Source organism: Janthinobacterium aquaticum (genome assembly GCF_009208565.1).
Lineage (GTDB): Bacteria > Pseudomonadota > Gammaproteobacteria > Burkholderiales > Burkholderiaceae_D > Janthinobacterium.
Genome location: NZ_WFLK01000002.1, coordinates 408,425 through 422,972, shown reverse-complemented (window position 1 = coordinate 422,972; position 14,548 = coordinate 408,425). Strand labels below are relative to the sequence as shown.

The 14,548-nt window shown below is 62.0% G+C and carries 12 protein-coding genes; 8 read left to right on the top strand and 4 right to left on the bottom strand.

All coding sequences use genetic code 11. From position 1 onward, the window contains the following. The first annotated feature begins 31 nt into the window (after positions 1-31). From GCM43_RS04760 to GCM43_RS04740, 5 genes are all read left to right on the top strand, one after another. Positions 32-1,228 (top strand): phytanoyl-CoA dioxygenase family protein, encoded by a 1,197-nt coding sequence (locus tag GCM43_RS04760; RefSeq protein ID WP_226929321.1) that lies wholly within the window; start codon positions 32-34, stop codon positions 1,226-1,228. A gap of 13 nt (positions 1,229-1,241) precedes the next feature. Beyond that, positions 1,242-2,372: a Gfo/Idh/MocA family protein gene (locus GCM43_RS04755; RefSeq protein ID WP_152242360.1), complete on the top strand. Its 1,131-nt coding sequence runs from the start codon at positions 1,242-1,244 to the stop codon at positions 2,370-2,372. Positions 2,373-2,842: 470 nt separating this feature from the next. Further along, complete coding sequence (mgtA, locus tag GCM43_RS04750; RefSeq protein ID WP_152242359.1) at positions 2,843-5,533, top strand: magnesium-translocating P-type ATPase; 2,691 nt, start codon at positions 2,843-2,845, stop codon at positions 5,531-5,533. Positions 5,534-5,563: 30 nt separating this feature from the next. Next, entirely contained in the window at positions 5,564-5,935 is a 372-nt protein-coding gene (locus GCM43_RS04745) for a hypothetical protein (protein ID WP_226929320.1), read from the top strand. Next, entirely contained in the window at positions 5,935-6,450 is a 516-nt protein-coding gene (locus GCM43_RS04740) for a ribonuclease HI family protein (RefSeq protein WP_226929319.1), read from the top strand. Before GCM43_RS04745 ends, GCM43_RS04740 begins: the two co-directional genes overlap by 1 nt. Positions 6,451-6,548: 98 nt before the next feature. On the opposite strand, the gene GCM43_RS04735 is transcribed toward GCM43_RS04740, so the two are convergent. The 4 genes from GCM43_RS04735 to GCM43_RS04720 all read right to left on the bottom strand — a co-directional run bounded on the left by GCM43_RS04735 (position 6,549) and on the right by GCM43_RS04720 (position 11,383). Further along, on the bottom strand, positions 6,549-8,177 hold the full coding sequence (locus GCM43_RS04735) for a methyl-accepting chemotaxis protein (RefSeq protein ID WP_152242357.1): 1,629 nt from the start codon (positions 8,175-8,177) through the stop codon (positions 6,549-6,551). Positions 8,178-8,227: 50 nt separating this feature from the next. Beyond that, positions 8,228-9,856 (bottom strand): methyl-accepting chemotaxis protein, encoded by a 1,629-nt coding sequence (locus GCM43_RS04730; RefSeq protein WP_152242356.1) that lies wholly within the window; start codon positions 9,854-9,856, stop codon positions 8,228-8,230. Positions 9,857-10,025: 169 nt separating this feature from the next. Further along, the gene (locus GCM43_RS04725; protein ID WP_152242355.1) at positions 10,026-10,517 is read right to left on the bottom strand and encodes a chemotaxis protein CheW; all 492 of its coding nucleotides are present in this window, start codon (positions 10,515-10,517) and stop codon (positions 10,026-10,028) included. 329 nt (positions 10,518-10,846) lie between these two features. Continuing rightward, on the bottom strand, positions 10,847-11,383 hold the full coding sequence (locus tag GCM43_RS04720; protein ID WP_152242354.1) for a hypothetical protein: 537 nt from the start codon (positions 11,381-11,383) through the stop codon (positions 10,847-10,849). A 182-nt stretch (positions 11,384-11,565) separates the two neighbouring features. Between GCM43_RS04720 and GCM43_RS04715 the strand changes: the two genes are divergently transcribed. The 3 genes from GCM43_RS04715 (at position 11,566) to GCM43_RS04705 (ending at position 14,535) form a co-directional block, all read left to right on the top strand. Further along, positions 11,566-12,267 (top strand): HD domain-containing protein, encoded by a 702-nt coding sequence (locus GCM43_RS04715; RefSeq protein WP_152242353.1) that lies wholly within the window; start codon positions 11,566-11,568, stop codon positions 12,265-12,267. Between the two features lie 101 nt (positions 12,268-12,368). After that, on the top strand, positions 12,369-13,643 hold the full coding sequence (locus tag GCM43_RS04710; protein ID WP_152242352.1) for a TCR/Tet family MFS transporter: 1,275 nt from the start codon (positions 12,369-12,371) through the stop codon (positions 13,641-13,643). 70 nt (positions 13,644-13,713) lie between these two features. Then, positions 13,714-14,535: a substrate-binding periplasmic protein gene (locus GCM43_RS04705; protein WP_152242351.1), complete on the top strand. Its 822-nt coding sequence runs from the start codon at positions 13,714-13,716 to the stop codon at positions 14,533-14,535. Positions 14,536-14,548 lie beyond the last annotated feature (13 nt).

Here is a 14,548-nt window from a genome sequence, read left to right as displayed (position 1 = left end):
TGAGTGTACAGCACAATTAAACGGAGACCCGATGCCAGCCTACTCTACAGCGCAGGCCATGCGCGAGCAGCCATTCTGGCTGTCGCCCGAGCAATGCCATCTCGACGATTTTATCCACCTCACCAGCCGCACCACGCTGGCGGCCGACTACCCCTATGCCGCCAGCGTGCAGTCGAATGTGCCGGTGTACGACTGCGACGCCTTGCGCCACCTTGCAGAAGACAGCGCATCGCTGCGCGCACTGCAGGCCGAATGGGGCCGCGCGCTGCAGGACGGCCCCGGCGTGTTGGTACTGGCGCGCGCGGTGCCAGACCACGCCGTCATCGACGCCGTCAGCGCTGTTTTCCAAGACCTGATCGACGAACAGCATGCGAGCGGCGCGGCCAGTGGCGACCATTTTGCGCGCCCAGGCGCCAATGACCGCATCTGGAATGCGCAGCAAAAGCTCTGCCTGCGCGCGCCGCAACTGTTTGCCCGCTACTTTGCCAATCCGGCCCTGGCCTGGATCAGCACAGCGTGGCTGGGGCCTGGCTACCAGATGACGGCGCAGGTCAACGTGGTCAATCCCGGCGGCGCAGCGCAGTCGCCGCACCGCGACTATCACCTGGGCTTCCAGTCCGAAAGCGCCAGCAGCAGCTATCCGGCCCATGTGCACGCCATGTCGCCGATGCTCACATTGCAGGGTGCGGTCGCCCATTGCGACATGCCGCTTGAATCGGGGCCCACGCTGTACCTGCCCTATTCCCAGCTTTACCGGGCCGGCTACCTGGCCTACCATCAGGACCAGTTTCGCGACTACTTTGAACAGCACCATGTACAGCTGCCGCTGGCCAAGGGCGACGCCGTGTTCTTCAATCCTGCGCTGTTCCATGCGGCCGGCCATAACCGTTCAAGCTCGATCCGGCGCATGGCCAACCTGCTGCAGGTATCGTCGCCCTTCGGGCGCGCGATGGAGGCGCTGGACCGCCACAAGATGAGCTGCACGCTGTATCCGGCGCTGCTGGCATTGTGCGAACAGGGCCTGCTGTCGGCCAGCGACGCGCAGCATGCCATAGCCGCCTGCGCCGAGGGCTACGCCTTTCCCGGCAACCTGGACCGCGATCCGCCGATCGGCGGCATGGCACCGCCTACCCAGCAGCAGATCATGCAGCAGGCGCTTGACGAACGCTGGCCGGCAGCGCGCCTGGTCGATGCGCTCGACAGCAAAAACGCCCGACAACAACCATAAGAGAGACACGTATATGCACACACCACGCAAACAACTGCATGTCGGCCTGATCGGCGCCGGCTACATGGGCAAGGCGCACAGCATTGCGCTGCAATCGGTACGCAGCATTTTCAATACCAGCCTGGCGCCAGTGTGCGACATGCTTGCCACCAGCAGCGTGCAGGGTGCAGCGCAAGCGGCCGATGCACTGGGCTGGCGCCGTTCCAGCGGCGACTGGCGCAGCGTGGTGCTTGACCCAGAGATCGATGCCGTAATTATCGCCACCCCGCCCCATACGCACCGGGAGATGGTGCTGGCGGCGCTGGCGCACGGCAAGCATATCCTGTGCGAAAAGCCGCTGGGCGTCTCGGCCACCGAATCGCTGCAGCTGGCGCAGGCGGCCGAACAGGCCGGCCTGGCCAATATGGTGGGCTACAACTATATCCGCACCCCGGCCAGCCAGCTGGCGCGCCAGATTATCGAAGCGGGCGAGATCGGCGAGATCATCCATGTGGCGGCTGAGCATGTGGAAGACTATCTGCATGACCCAGCCAAGCCAGCCTCATGGCGCACGCGCGCAGCCACCGCCACGCGCGCCGGTGCGCTGGCCGATGTCGGCTCGCACGCGATCAACGCCGTGCTGCGCCTGGCCGGCCCGGTCGAGGCGCTGGTGGCCGATCTCAACGTGGTGCACGGCCAGCGCCGGGGGTCGCACGGCATGGAGGCGGTGGAAAACGACGACCAGGGCAATCTGCTGCTGCGCTTTGCCAATGGCGCGCGCGGCGCCCTGACCTTCAGCCGCGTGGCAGCCGGGCGCAAGATGGGCTATACCTACCGCATTACCGGCACCAAAGGCGCGATTGCCTTTGACCAGGAGGACCAGAATGCGCTGTGGCTGTACGACGCCGGCCGGCCGGCCGCACGGCAGGGTTTCCAGAAGCTGCTGATGAGCCCTGGCCACCCGGACTTCCTGCCCTTCAGCCAGGGTGCCGGCCACGGCACCGGCTACAACGACCAGATCGTGATCGAGGCGCGCGACTTTCTGCAGGCGATTGCCAGCGGCCAGCCGGTCTGGCCCACCTTTCGCGACGGCTACGAGGTCGATCGCGTGATTGCCACAGCGCTGGAATCGGCGCATGAAGGCCGCTGGATTACGCTTCGGTAATGTGTGCAGTTTTTACTTGACGTTGCCTTGATGCACTTTTATCATCCGTCCATTCTTAATTTTACGGAGTTTTCAGTGGGTACTTGTTCTAGTGACAGTAGTCGATCCTGGTTCGACGATTAATCCCGGCAAGCACGCGCAACTCCATGCCGCGCCTTGCCCAGCAAGGTGTGGCGCCCCTGATCTTCTTCCTGAAGATCAGACTCCCTCCCTCTGAAAAATTAATCGGCCACCTGGCCGGCTACTGACCCCGATGGCTGCCTGGCTTGATGCCGGCGCAGCGACAAGTCTCGCCTGACCTCCCTGCTTCCACAGGAGACGGTGATGATCTGGTATCAACAATTGACACGGCAAGCGCAAGAACTGCCACCCGCTATCGCCGGGCTGGCCCGCGCCGCCACAGGCTGCCGCATGCAGGCAGCTGGCAACACACAACACTGTTATCACCCCTACGCCTGAAAGGAAGAGCCATGAATCTCTTCACACGCCTGTTCGAATCGTTCCTGCGCAAACGCCATACCGCTGGCCATTTCCGCCGTCAGACCATGCCACTGGAAAACAGCACGGCGCGCGCCGTGCCGGACCACCTTGCGCAGCAGTTGCAGGCCGCCGCGCGCGAAGCGCTGCCCGCCGTGCTGGCGCGCCTGCACACGCGCACCGAAGGCCTGCATGACGACGAGGCTGACGCCATCCTGGCGCAGACCGGCCCGAACGAAGTCGAGCATGAAAAGCCGCTGGCCTGGTACCAGCACCTGTGGCTGTGCTATAAAAATCCGTTCAACCTGTTGCTGACGGTGCTGGCGGTGGTGTCCTACCTGACCGAAGACGTCAAGGCCACCATCGTGATCGGCAGCATGGTGGTGCTGTCGACGCTGCTTCGCTTCGTGCAGGAAGGCCGCTCCAACCGCGCCGCCGAACGCCTGAAAGCCATGGTCAGCAATACCGCCACGGTGCTGCGCGGCGGCCAGCAGCGCGAGCTGCCGATTCGCCAGCTGGTGCAGGGCGACATCATTGTGCTGTCGGCCGGCGACATGATCCCGGCCGACTGCCGGCTGCTGTCTGCCAAGGACCTGTTTGTCAGCCAGGCCGCCATGACGGGCGAGTCCTTGCCGGTGGAAAAAATGGCCGAACTGGCCGAGGACGATGGCGCCGGCAAGAATCCGATGGACCTGGCCAACCTGCTGTTCATGGGCACCAATGTGATCTCGGGCGCGGCCAGCGCACTGGTGCTGGCTACCGGCAACCGTACCTATTTCGGTGCGATTGCCACCCGCGTGACGGCCACCGAACGCACGCCGACCGCTTTCGAGGCCGGCGTCAACAGCGTCAGCTGGCTGCTGATCCGCTTTGCGCTGGTGATGGCGCCGCTGGTGTTCCTGATCAATGGCTGGACCAAGGGCGACTGGATGGAAGCGTTCCTGTTTGCGCTGTCGGTGGCGGTCGGCCTGACGCCGGAAATGCTGCCGATGATCGTCACCAGCACGCTGGCCAAGGGCGCCGTCAAGCTGTCGAAAAAGAAGGTGGTGGTCAAGCGCCTGGACGCGATCCAGAACTTCGGCGCGATGGACGTGCTGTGCACCGACAAGACCGGCACCCTGACGCAGGACAAGATCGTGCTCGAACGCCATACCGATGTCTTCGGCCAGCCGTCGACCGAAGTGCTGCAGTTTGCCTATCTGAACAGCCACTACCAGACCGGCCTGAAAAACCTGCTCGACCGCGCCGTGCTTGACCATGTCGAGCTGCAAACCGAGATGCAGCTGGTGCGCGACTATGTGAAAGTGGACGAGATTCCGTTCGATTTCGTGCGCCGCCGCATGTCGGTGGTGGTGGCAGAAAAAAATGACCACCATGAGCTGATCTGCAAGGGCGCGGTCGAAGAAATCCTGGCCGCCTGCAGCCACCTGCGCCAGGGCGACGTGGACGTGCCGCTCGACACCGCCCTGCTCGACCGCGTGCTGGCCACCACCCATGGCCTGAACGCCGAAGGCCTGCGCGTGGTGGCCGTGGCCGTCAAGGAAGTGCCGCCGCACAAAACCGTGTATGGCGTAGCCGATGAAACGGCGCTCACGCTGATCGGCTACGTGGCCTTTCTCGATCCGCCAAAAGAGTCGACGGCACCGGCGCTGCGCGCGCTGGCCGAGCACGGCGTCACCGTCAAGGTGCTGACCGGCGACAACCATCTGGTGACGGCCAAGATCTGCCGCGAAGTAGGCCTGCCGGTGCGCGGCGTGCTGCAAGGACCGCAGCTCGACGATATGGATGACGCCCAGGTGGCGGTAGCGGCCGAGCAGCATACGGTGTTCGCCAAGCTGAGCCCGCTGCACAAGGAGCGCCTGGTGCGCGCATTGCGCGGCAATGGCCATATCGTGGGCTTTATGGGCGACGGCATCAACGACGCGCCGGCGCTGCGCGCGGCCGACATCGGCATCTCGGTCGATTCGGCGGTCGATATCGCCAAGGAAGCGGCCGATATCATCCTGCTGGAAAAAAGTCTGATGGTGCTCGAAGAAGGCGTGCTCGAAGGGCGCCGTACCTTCAGCAACATGCTCAAGTACATCCGCATGACGGCCAGCTCGAACTTCGGCAATGTGTTCTCGGTGCTGATCGCCAGCGCCTTCCTGCCGTTTTTGCCGATGCTGCCGCTGCATCTGCTGGTGCAGAACCTGCTGTACGATGTGTCGCAGATCGCCATTCCGTTCGACAATGTCGACGCTGAACTGATCCAGCAACCGCTGTCGTGGAACCCGCGCGATATCGGCCGCTTCATGGTGTTTTTTGGGCCGCTGAGCTCGATCTTCGACGTCACCACTTTTGTGCTGATGTGGCATGTGTTCGGCGCCAACAGCCCGGCCCATCAGACGCTGTTCCAGTCGGGCTGGTTCGTCGTCGGCCTGCTGACGCAAACGCTGATCGTGCATCTGATCCGCACGCCCAAGCTGCCCTTTATCGACAGCATGGCTTCGGTGCCGCTGCTGGTGGCCACCACCGCCATCATGGCCGTCGGCGTATTCCTGCCGATGGGACCGCTGGCCAGCTACTTCAAGCTCGAAGCGCTGCCGCTGGCCTACTTCCCGTGGCTGCTGGCCATCCTGGTAGCCTATACGGCGCTGACCACGCTGATGAAACGCTACTATCTGCGCAAATTCGGCTGGCAGTAATGAGGACGCGCTGCGCGAGGGCGCTGGAGTATGATGCAGGTTTTTCTTCCTGCCAAGGCCAGCATGCACAGCGCCATTTCTTCCAAACGTCCCAGGGCCATCCTGATGTCGGCCCTGGTGTTTCCCGGCACCGGCCATCTGCTACTCGGACGCAAGCGGCGCGGTGCGCTGTTTGCGGTGCCGGCACTGATTGCCCTGCTGCTGATTATCCGCAATATTATCGAACGTACCGACGCCGTGATGGCGCAGATCAACAGCGGCGCCCTGCCGCTGGACGTGCAGCTGATTACCGAGAAAGTAGCCGCCATGTCGGCCAACGATGGCCCCGGCATGACGATTGCCGTGGGCGTACTGGTGGCATGCTGGATCGCTGCGCTGCTTGATCTGCTGTGGCTTAAATAGTGGCGTCGGAGAACACGCTACACAAGGCGCAGCTGCGGCGCGAACGCAAGGCGGCAGCCGAACAGGCGCCGCCACTGGCCTGGCACGGCTGGTTCGACGGCTCGGCCCATCCCAATCCTGGCAAGATGGGCATCGGCGCCCTGCTGCTGGGACCGAACGGCGAGCGCGTGGAAATCAGTCTGGCGGCCGGTTACGGCGACAGCAGCGAAGCCGAATATGCGGCGCTGGCAGCCTTGCTGCAGGCAGCGCTGCAGGTGCAGCCGGCGCAATTGCTGCTGCATGGCGACAGCCAGGTCGTGATCAACGATGTATTGGGCGTGACCAGGCGCCCGGCCAAGGGCCTGGAGACGCAGCGCGCCGCAGTCCACGCCCTGCTGGCGCAACTGCCCGGCGCCAGCCTGCACTGGGTGCCGCGCCACCGCAATGGCGAGGCGGATCGCCTGTCGCAGGCGGCGATTGCACTGGAGGGGCGAACGGGGCCCGATTCTCATGCTGCCGGCGACGGTGGGGCGTAGGTCGGATTAGGCCGCAGGCCGTAATCCGACAACATTGTTGACGTCAGTGGTGATGTCGGATTACGCGGGGCTTCGCCCCGCCAACAACATTGTTGACGTCAGCGGTGTTGTCGGATTACGCGGGGCTTCGCCCCGCTAATCCGACCTACGGATCCTGCAGGCGCGGCCGTACGCGCCGATCCATCAAGTTTGAACACACTGACCACCTGCTGCAAATGCTCGGCCTGGTTCTGCATCGACTCGGCCGCCGCAGCGGCTTCTTCCACCAGCGCGGCATTCTGCTGCGTGACGGCGTCCATCTGGCCAATGGCATGGTTGATTTCATCGATACCGGCGCTCTGTTCGCTGCTGGCGGCGGTAATTTCGGTAATGATGTCGCTGACGCGGTGCACGCTGGCGACGATATCGTCCATGGTCGAGCCGGCTTCGGCAACCAGTTTGCTGCCGGCACTGACCTGTTCGACCGAGGCGCCGATCAGCTCCTTGATTTCCTTTGCAGCCTGGCTCGAACGCTGCGCCAGGTTACGCACTTCCGACGCCACCACCGCAAAGCCGCGACCCTGCTCGCCGGCGCGCGCCGCTTCCACCGCTGCATTCAGGGCCAGGATATTGGTCTGGAAGGCAATGCCGTCGATCACGCCAATAATATCGACAATCTTGTTCGAGGAACTGTTGATCGACTCCATCGTGCCGACCACCTGCGCCACCACCGCGCCACCCTTGACGGCCACCTGCGCTGCCGTGGCGGCGAGTTGGTTGGCCTGGCGCGCATTGTCGGCGTTCTGGCGCACGGTGGAGGTCAGTTCTTCCATCGACGAGGCGGTTTCCTCGAGTGAGCCGGCCTGCTGCTCGGTACGGCTCGACAAATCCTGATTGCCGGCCGCAATCTGGGTCGACGAGGTGGCGATACTGTCGGTGCTGCTGCGCACTTCGCCGACAATGCGTTGCAGGCTGCCGTTCATATCGCTCAAGGCATGCAGCAGCTGCCCCGTTTCATCGTGCGCGTCGCTGTCGATCTTGGTGGTCAGGTCGCCATCGGCCACCCGGCGCGCCACTTCCACGGCCGTGCGCAGCGGATGGACGATGCTGATCGTCAGCAACCAGGCGCACACTGCGCCCAGCGCCAGCGCCAGCGCCGCCAGCGCCAGCAGCAGGTTGCGGCTGGTGCGCGCCACCGCATCGACTTCATGCGCATTGGCGTCGATGGCGGCGCGCTGGTGCTGCAGCAGTTCCTGCACCGTTTTCATGAATTTTCCTGAACCGGGCACGAATGTGCTCTCAAATACCTGGCGCGCTTCATCAAGCTGCCCCGCCTGCTTGAGCTTGTTGATCTGGTCGCGCGAGCTCAGGTAGACCTTGCGCAGATCGCTGATCTGGCGAAACAATTCCTTTTCCTCCGGCGTGGCCAGCAAGGCTTCGATCTTGCTTTGCAGTTCACTGGAGATGGCCGACGAAGCCTTGGCCTCTTGCGCAAAATACGGCCCCAGCGAGGGATCGCTGCTGAGTGCAACGGCGGTGGTGCGACGGATGCCGCTGTCGATCTTGCCGGACCAGTCCGAAATTAAGCGCTCCTTGGCCAGCGGCTGCTCCATCACGGCACGCGTATCGGCCGCCACCTGGTGCAAGCGCCAGACGCTGATGCCGGTAATCGCCATGGAAAACAACAGGATCATGGCAAAACCCAAACCGAGACGCACACCGATACTGATATTTCTTAATGCATTCATGAACTGGACCCAGGAGATAGAAGAATTGCAAAAAATAATAACAAAAACTATCAGGTGCGGTGTCCAAGTTGTCGCCTGACCCGACCGCCTGCCGCCGATTGTGGAAGCGGCGCCACAAAGTGCGGCGCGCCCCCTTCGAGACGGAACACGCTGACCACCTCGGCCAGGCGCTGCGCCTGATGCTGCATCGACTCGGCGGCGGCGGCGGCCTCTTCCACCAGCGCTGCGTTTTGCTGCGTGACGGCGTCCATCTGGCCGATGGCATGGTTGATTTCATCGATGCCGGCGCTCTGTTCGCTGCTCGCTGCCGTAATTTCTGTAATGATGTCGCTGACGCGCTGCACGCTGGCCACGATATCGTCCATGGTGGCGCCCGCTTCCGAGACCAGCTTGCTGCCGGTATTGACCTGCTCGACCGAAGCGCCGATCAGCTGCTTGATTTCTTTCGCAGCCTGGCTTGAACGCTGCGCCAGGTTGCGCACTTCGGTAGCCACCACGGCAAAGCCACGGCCCTGCTCACCGGCACGCGCCGCTTCCACAGCAGCGTTCAGGGCCAGGATGTTGGTCTGGAAGGCGATGCCATCGATGACGCCGATGATATCGACAATCTTGTTCGACGAACTATTGATTGCCTGCATGGTACCCACCACCTGCGCCACCACGGCGCCGCCCTTGACGGCCACTTGCGCAGCCGTTGCCGCCAGCTGATTGGCCTGGCGCGCGTTGTCGGCGTTCTGGCGCACGGTCGAGGTCAGTTCTTCCATCGACGAAGCGGTTTCTTCCAGCGAACCGGCCTGCTGCTCGGTGCGGCTCGACAAATCCTGGTTGCCGGCCGCAATCTGGCTCGACGAGGTGGCAATGCTGTCGGTCCCGCCGCGCACTTCGCCCACGATGGTCAGCAGGCTGCCGTTCATCTCTTTGAGTGCCTGCAGCAACTGGCCGGTTTCATCTTTCGCGTCGCTGTTGAACTGCGCAGTCAGGTCGCCAGCGGCCACGCGGCGCGCCACCGCGACAGCGGTGCGCAGCGGGCGCACGATGCCGGTCGTCAGCAGCCAGGCACAGACCACGCCAAAGGCCAGGGCCAGTGCGGCCAGCGCCAGCAGCAGGTTACGGCTGGTCACAGCCACGGCGTCGATCTGGCGCGCGGTCGCGTCGATGCTGGCGCGCTGGTGTTCAAGCAGTTCATAGACCATTTTCTGGTACTTCGCTGCGCCAGGCACAAAGGTCTTGTCAAACACTTCGTTGGCGGCCTCGGCCTGGCCTTCGCCCTTGAGCTTGTAGACCTGGTCGCGCGAGGACAGGTAAATCTTGCGCTGTTCCAGCAAGGCGGCAAACATGGCTTTTTCTTCGCTGCTGTCGATCAGCGCCTCGATTTTCTTTTGCAAGTCGGCCGAACTGGACGACGATACTTTCGATTCCTCGGCAAAATAGGCGCTCAGCGAAGTATCGCTGCTGCGGGCAATGGCAATGGTACGGCGCACGGCACTGTCGATGCGGCTATACCAGTCGGAAATATGACGTTCCTTGGCCAGCGGCTGCTCCATCATCACGCGCGTCGCGCTGGCCACCTCGTGCAAGCGCCAGACGCTGATGCCGGTAATCAACATCGAAAACAACAAAATAACGGCAAAACCCAGACCGAGCCGTACGCCGATACTGACATTTTTCAAACCTTGCATGGGAACTACCTCACTCTGCAGCAGCGATTAACATTGCCGATAAGCAAAACTGCCGCCAATTAAAAAACAGGCGTACGGTTCGGGTGAACCATACGCCTCGGGTGCGCAAGCGTGCGCCTGTTTGCAGGCAAGCACAATCGTCCAGGTCAAGCCTGACCGGGTCAGCTTGTCACGCAGCCAGTTTTTCAATCAGGCCCATGTCCGCGCTCGACATCAACTGGTCGATATTGACCAGGATCAGCATGCGCTCGTCAACGGTGCCCAGGCCAATCACATAGTCGGTATTGATCGAGCTGCCCATATCGGGCGCCGGCTTGATCTGTTCCGGCAGCAGGGTCGTTACGTCGGAGACACGGTCAACCACCATGCCCACCACGCGGTTGCCGATATTGAGGATGATCACTACGGTAAATTGGTCATAGCTTGGCGCGCCCAGATTGAACTTGATGCGCATGTCGACGATGGGCACGATAATGCCGCGCAGATTGACCACGCCTTTGACGAACTCGGGCGCGTTGGCAATGCGGGTTGGCGTTTCATAGCTGCGAATTTCGCTGACTTTTTGAATGTCGATGCCATACTCTTCGCGGCCCAGGGTAAAGGCCAGGTATTCGGCCGCATTGGCGATGGATGCGCCGGACTCGCTGGAAGTAATACTCATGTTGATCCTTTAGAAAAAACGTCGATACGCGGCGTCTTGTGGAAGCGTTGGAAAAGAGCGCATTAAAATTGCAGTGCGGCAATATTAATGCATGTAAATCCGAGCTGCACTAAAAATGTGCAATTGACGCATATTTTTTTCTTTATCAACAACATTCTGTGGCTATACCGATACCGCTATTGCCTGCCTTATGTGGTCTGATGGTCTGTATGAGAAATAGTGGAAGGGCCTGAACCGGGCAGCACTGACGGCCTGAGCCTGTCGTCGGGAGCACAGCATGGTTGGAGCTGCACCGGGACGAGTCCCACATTTGGCAGTGACAGAGCTATTTATTTCACGGCGGTATCGTCGATCACGTCATCAAAAAAGGCGTATTCAAAGCGGTACATGAATTCCATCGCACAAGGCGCGCCATGGCACACGCCCGGCTTGAACTTCTCCTTGCTCAGCAAGATCGCCCCGTAGTAGGCCATGCGCGCATTGGACGCAGAATAGACGCTGACGTCGCCAACATCGCCATTGGAGTCCACCGACAGGATCAATTTCATTTCACCGGTGCCGCCAATACGGCGGTGTACCTCTCGCAATTGTTTGATGCTGGGGCCTAGTCCATGGAGCGGAAATGGCGGTTCGTCATCTTCGGCCAGGTTGTTATAGACCGCGCGCAGCTTGCGCTGATATTCCGGACTCATCTCTTGATAGGTCTGATTGATCGGCAGCCAGCTATCACGCAGGACATCGCGTCGGATATGGGTTCCGGTAAAAGCCGTCTCTTCCTTGTAATTCAACTTCGGCGCATCAAGCGCCAGTGCTGGCCTGGCACCGGTCAGTAATAATGCTGCCATTGCTATTGCTACGATACGCATGCTTCCTCCGCAGTGATTAATGATTTGCCCAAAGCGCCAAACAACTTGCTCTGTTATATATTATTTCCAAAATACAATAAGAACAACGACAAGTCCATGTCAAATCAATTTCAATCCGGCACAATATGCCACCTCTTCACCCTATTCCCTAATCCCTATTCCCTATTATCAGGACAATGTGCATGACAAGTAGCAATTCATTAACGCTCTGGCAATCCCGCCTGCAGACCCTGGCCGCCGCTGCGCTGGGCGACGACAGTGCCCACGATCTCAGCCATCTGCAGCGCGTCTGGCGCAATGCCGCCATTCTGCTCGACCATCACCGGGAAGCGGACACGCTGGTGGTGATGGCCGCCTGCTACCTGCACGACCTGGTCAACCTGCCCAAGAACCATCCCGAGCGACACCTGGCGTCGCGCCAGGCGGCTGCGCTGGCGACGCAGCAACTGGTTGCACTTGATTTTCCACAAGAAAAACTGGCTGCGGTGGCGCACGCCATCGAAACGCACAGTTTTTCGGCCAACCTGACGCCCACCACCATCGAAGCGCAGATCGTGCAGGACGCCGACCGCATCGACGCGCTCGGCGCCGTAGGCCTGGCGCGGCTGTTTTATATCTCGGCGCGAATGGGCAGTGCGCTGGCGCACGGCAGCGATCCGCTGGGACAGAGCCGCGCGCTCGACGACAAGGCCTACGCGCTTGACCACATTGCCGTCAAGCTGGCCCAATTGCCGGGCAAGATGCAGACGCCGGCTGGCCGCGCGCTGGCCCAACAGCGGCTGGCACTGATCACCGATTTTCGCGCAGCGTTTGCCGAAGAATGGGGCACGGACAATGATAGTCAGCCTGGCAGCGGCCACCATAGCCAGCCGCTGTCAGGCTGACTATAATGCAATATTGAGCCAGCGGCGGCCCAGGCCGGCGCAGCCAACAACCGGTATCCTGGTCGGCCATTGTCTGGTCAGGATGCGCGCTGAAAGCCTGCATGCCAGATCCTATTGCACCAACGCCCAGTGACACGCCAGCCAAGCCGAACGCCTCGGCCGGCAATCTCAACTTCATCCTCGTGTGCGTCTTTATCGACATGCTCGGCATCGGCCTGGTGGTGCCGGTGCTGCCGATCCTGCTCGGCGACTTTGTCAACGGCAAGGACCAGCAGGCCATGTGGTACGGCATCCTGGCCGCCGTATTCGGTTTGCTGCAGTTTATCTTTATGCCCATGCTGGGGGCGATCAGCGACCGCGTCGGGCGTCGCCCGGTGATGCTCTATTCGATGGGCGGCATGTGCATCAACTTCCTGGCCACGGGCTGGGCGCCGAACCTGGCCTGCCTGTTTATCGGCCGCATTATCGGCGGCATTTCCTCGGCCAGCATGTCGGTCGCCTCCGCTTACGCTTCGGACATTTCCACGCCCGACAACCGCGCAAAGAGCTTTGGCAAGATCGGCGCGGCCTTCGGCCTGGGCTTTATTTGCGGCCCGATGCTGGGCGGCCTCCTGGGTGACGTCAACCTGCACCTGCCGTTTTTTGTCGCGGCCGGCCTGTCAGCGGCCAATTTCATCTATGGCTATCTGTTCGTGCCGGAGTCGCTGCCGCCCGGTCCGCGCCCGCCCTTCACGCTGGCGCGCATCAACCCGCTGGCAGCGCTGCTCAAACTGATGCGCCGGGTCGATATCCGCGGCCTGGTGCTGGCCTTTGGCCTGATGACGTTTGCGCAGATGATGCTCAACAGCACCTGGGTGCTCTATACGCATTTCCGTTTCGACTGGACGCCGCGCCAGAACGGCATTGCGCTGTTTTGCGTCGGCCTGTGCGCCGCCGTCGTGCAGGCCGGCTTGCTAGGGCTGCTGATCAAGCGCCTGGGCGACGTGCGGCTGTCGCTGCTGGGCATGGCCTCGGGCGCCATCACTTATCTGCTGTACGGCCTGGCAACCGAAGGCTGGATGATGTACGCGCTGATCCTGTGCAACCTGCTGGCGTTTGCCGCCGGCCCGGCCCTGCAGGGCATTATCTCGAAGGCCTCGGATGCGGCCGAACAGGGCGAACTGATGGGTTCCTTGCAATCGATCAGCAGTCTTGGCATTATTATCATGCCGCTGCTGGGCAGCGTAATCCTCGGTGAAGTAAGCCACCTGCCGGCGCGCGACTGGCGCGTCGGCAGCACGTTTTATGTCTGCGCCCTGATGCAGACGCTGGGCATGCTGGTGGCCTGGCGCTACTTCCGGACACGCGTACGGAGCAAAGTTGCAATGGGGAAATAAATCGGCGAGAATGGCAAATACAATGCCAGGCGCAACCCGCCAGGCAAACGATGGCAAGCAAGGATGGGGAATGACTGACTTTTACTGCCGCGCCTGGCGCCGGACCACGGCCGTGCTGGCGCTGCTCCTGCCTACCCTGGCATGGGGCGACTGTTCGCGCGATATCGTGGTGCCCGTCGCGCCTATCGGTGCGAGCGTGGTGATCAATGGCAACAGCATAACCGGCGTGTATCCTGACGTGCTGCGTACGCTGGGCGCCAAAATGGGCTGCAATTTCATTTTCACGCCGGTGCCGCGCGCCCGGCTCGAAGCGTTGTTCGAGGCCGGCAAGGCCGATATCCTGATTCCCGCCACCAGCACGCCCCGACGCGACCAGCACGGCCTGTTTATCCCGCTGCTGGGCAACCGCCCCTTGCTGATCACGCTGGCCGGCACGCGCGCGCCGATCAGCAATATGCAGGAACTGATCGAGCGGCGCGAGCTGCGCGTGGCGCTGGTGCGCGGCTATGACTATGGCACGCCGTACCAGTTAATGGCCAGGGAGCTGAGCAGCCAGGGCCGGCTGTTCTACGAAGTCGATGCACTGTCCGTGGCGCGCCTGATGCAAAGCGGCTTTATCGACGCCACCATCATGGGCCCGACCATCCTGGCCGGCGTGGCGCAGAACGATGCGCGCGTGCATGGCCTGGCCGACAAGCTGCGCCTGGAAGCCTTGCCCGAACTGCCATGGGGCCAGAGCGGCGCCTATCTGTCGCGCAAGTCGCTCAACACCGACGACCAGACGCTGCTGCGCGACTTGCTGGAAAAGGCCGCCCGCTCGGGCGCCGTGCTGGAGAGCTTCCAGCGCCACCACCGGCCCGAGCTGGTGGCGGCCAGCATACGGCCGCGCTAAGACAGCCTGCCTT

Bases quoted from the DNA above. Each gene is read 5' to 3' on its own strand.
- GCM43_RS04760 (WP_226929321.1), top strand. From the start codon at position 32: ATGCCAGCCTACTCTACAGCGCAGGCCATGCGCGAGCAGCCATTCTGG.
- GCM43_RS04755 (WP_152242360.1), top strand. From the start codon at position 1,242: ATGCACACACCACGCAAACAACTGCATGTCGGCCTGATCGGCGCCGGC.
- mgtA (WP_152242359.1), top strand. From the start codon at position 2,843: ATGAATCTCTTCACACGCCTGTTCGAATCGTTCCTGCGCAAACGCCAT.
- GCM43_RS04745 (WP_226929320.1), top strand. From the start codon at position 5,564: ATGATGCAGGTTTTTCTTCCTGCCAAGGCCAGCATGCACAGCGCCATT.
- GCM43_RS04735 (WP_152242357.1), bottom strand. From the start codon at position 8,177: ATGAATGCATTAAGAAATATCAGTATCGGTGTGCGTCTCGGTTTGGGT.
- GCM43_RS04730 (WP_152242356.1), bottom strand. From the start codon at position 9,856: ATGCAAGGTTTGAAAAATGTCAGTATCGGCGTACGGCTCGGTCTGGGT.
- GCM43_RS04725 (WP_152242355.1), bottom strand. From the start codon at position 10,517: ATGAGTATTACTTCCAGCGAGTCCGGCGCATCCATCGCCAATGCGGCC.
- GCM43_RS04720 (WP_152242354.1), bottom strand. From the start codon at position 11,383: ATGCGTATCGTAGCAATAGCAATGGCAGCATTATTACTGACCGGTGCC.
- GCM43_RS04715 (WP_152242353.1), top strand. From the start codon at position 11,566: ATGACAAGTAGCAATTCATTAACGCTCTGGCAATCCCGCCTGCAGACC.
- GCM43_RS04710 (WP_152242352.1), top strand. From the start codon at position 12,369: ATGCCAGATCCTATTGCACCAACGCCCAGTGACACGCCAGCCAAGCCG.
- GCM43_RS04705 (WP_152242351.1), top strand. From the start codon at position 13,714: ATGACTGACTTTTACTGCCGCGCCTGGCGCCGGACCACGGCCGTGCTG.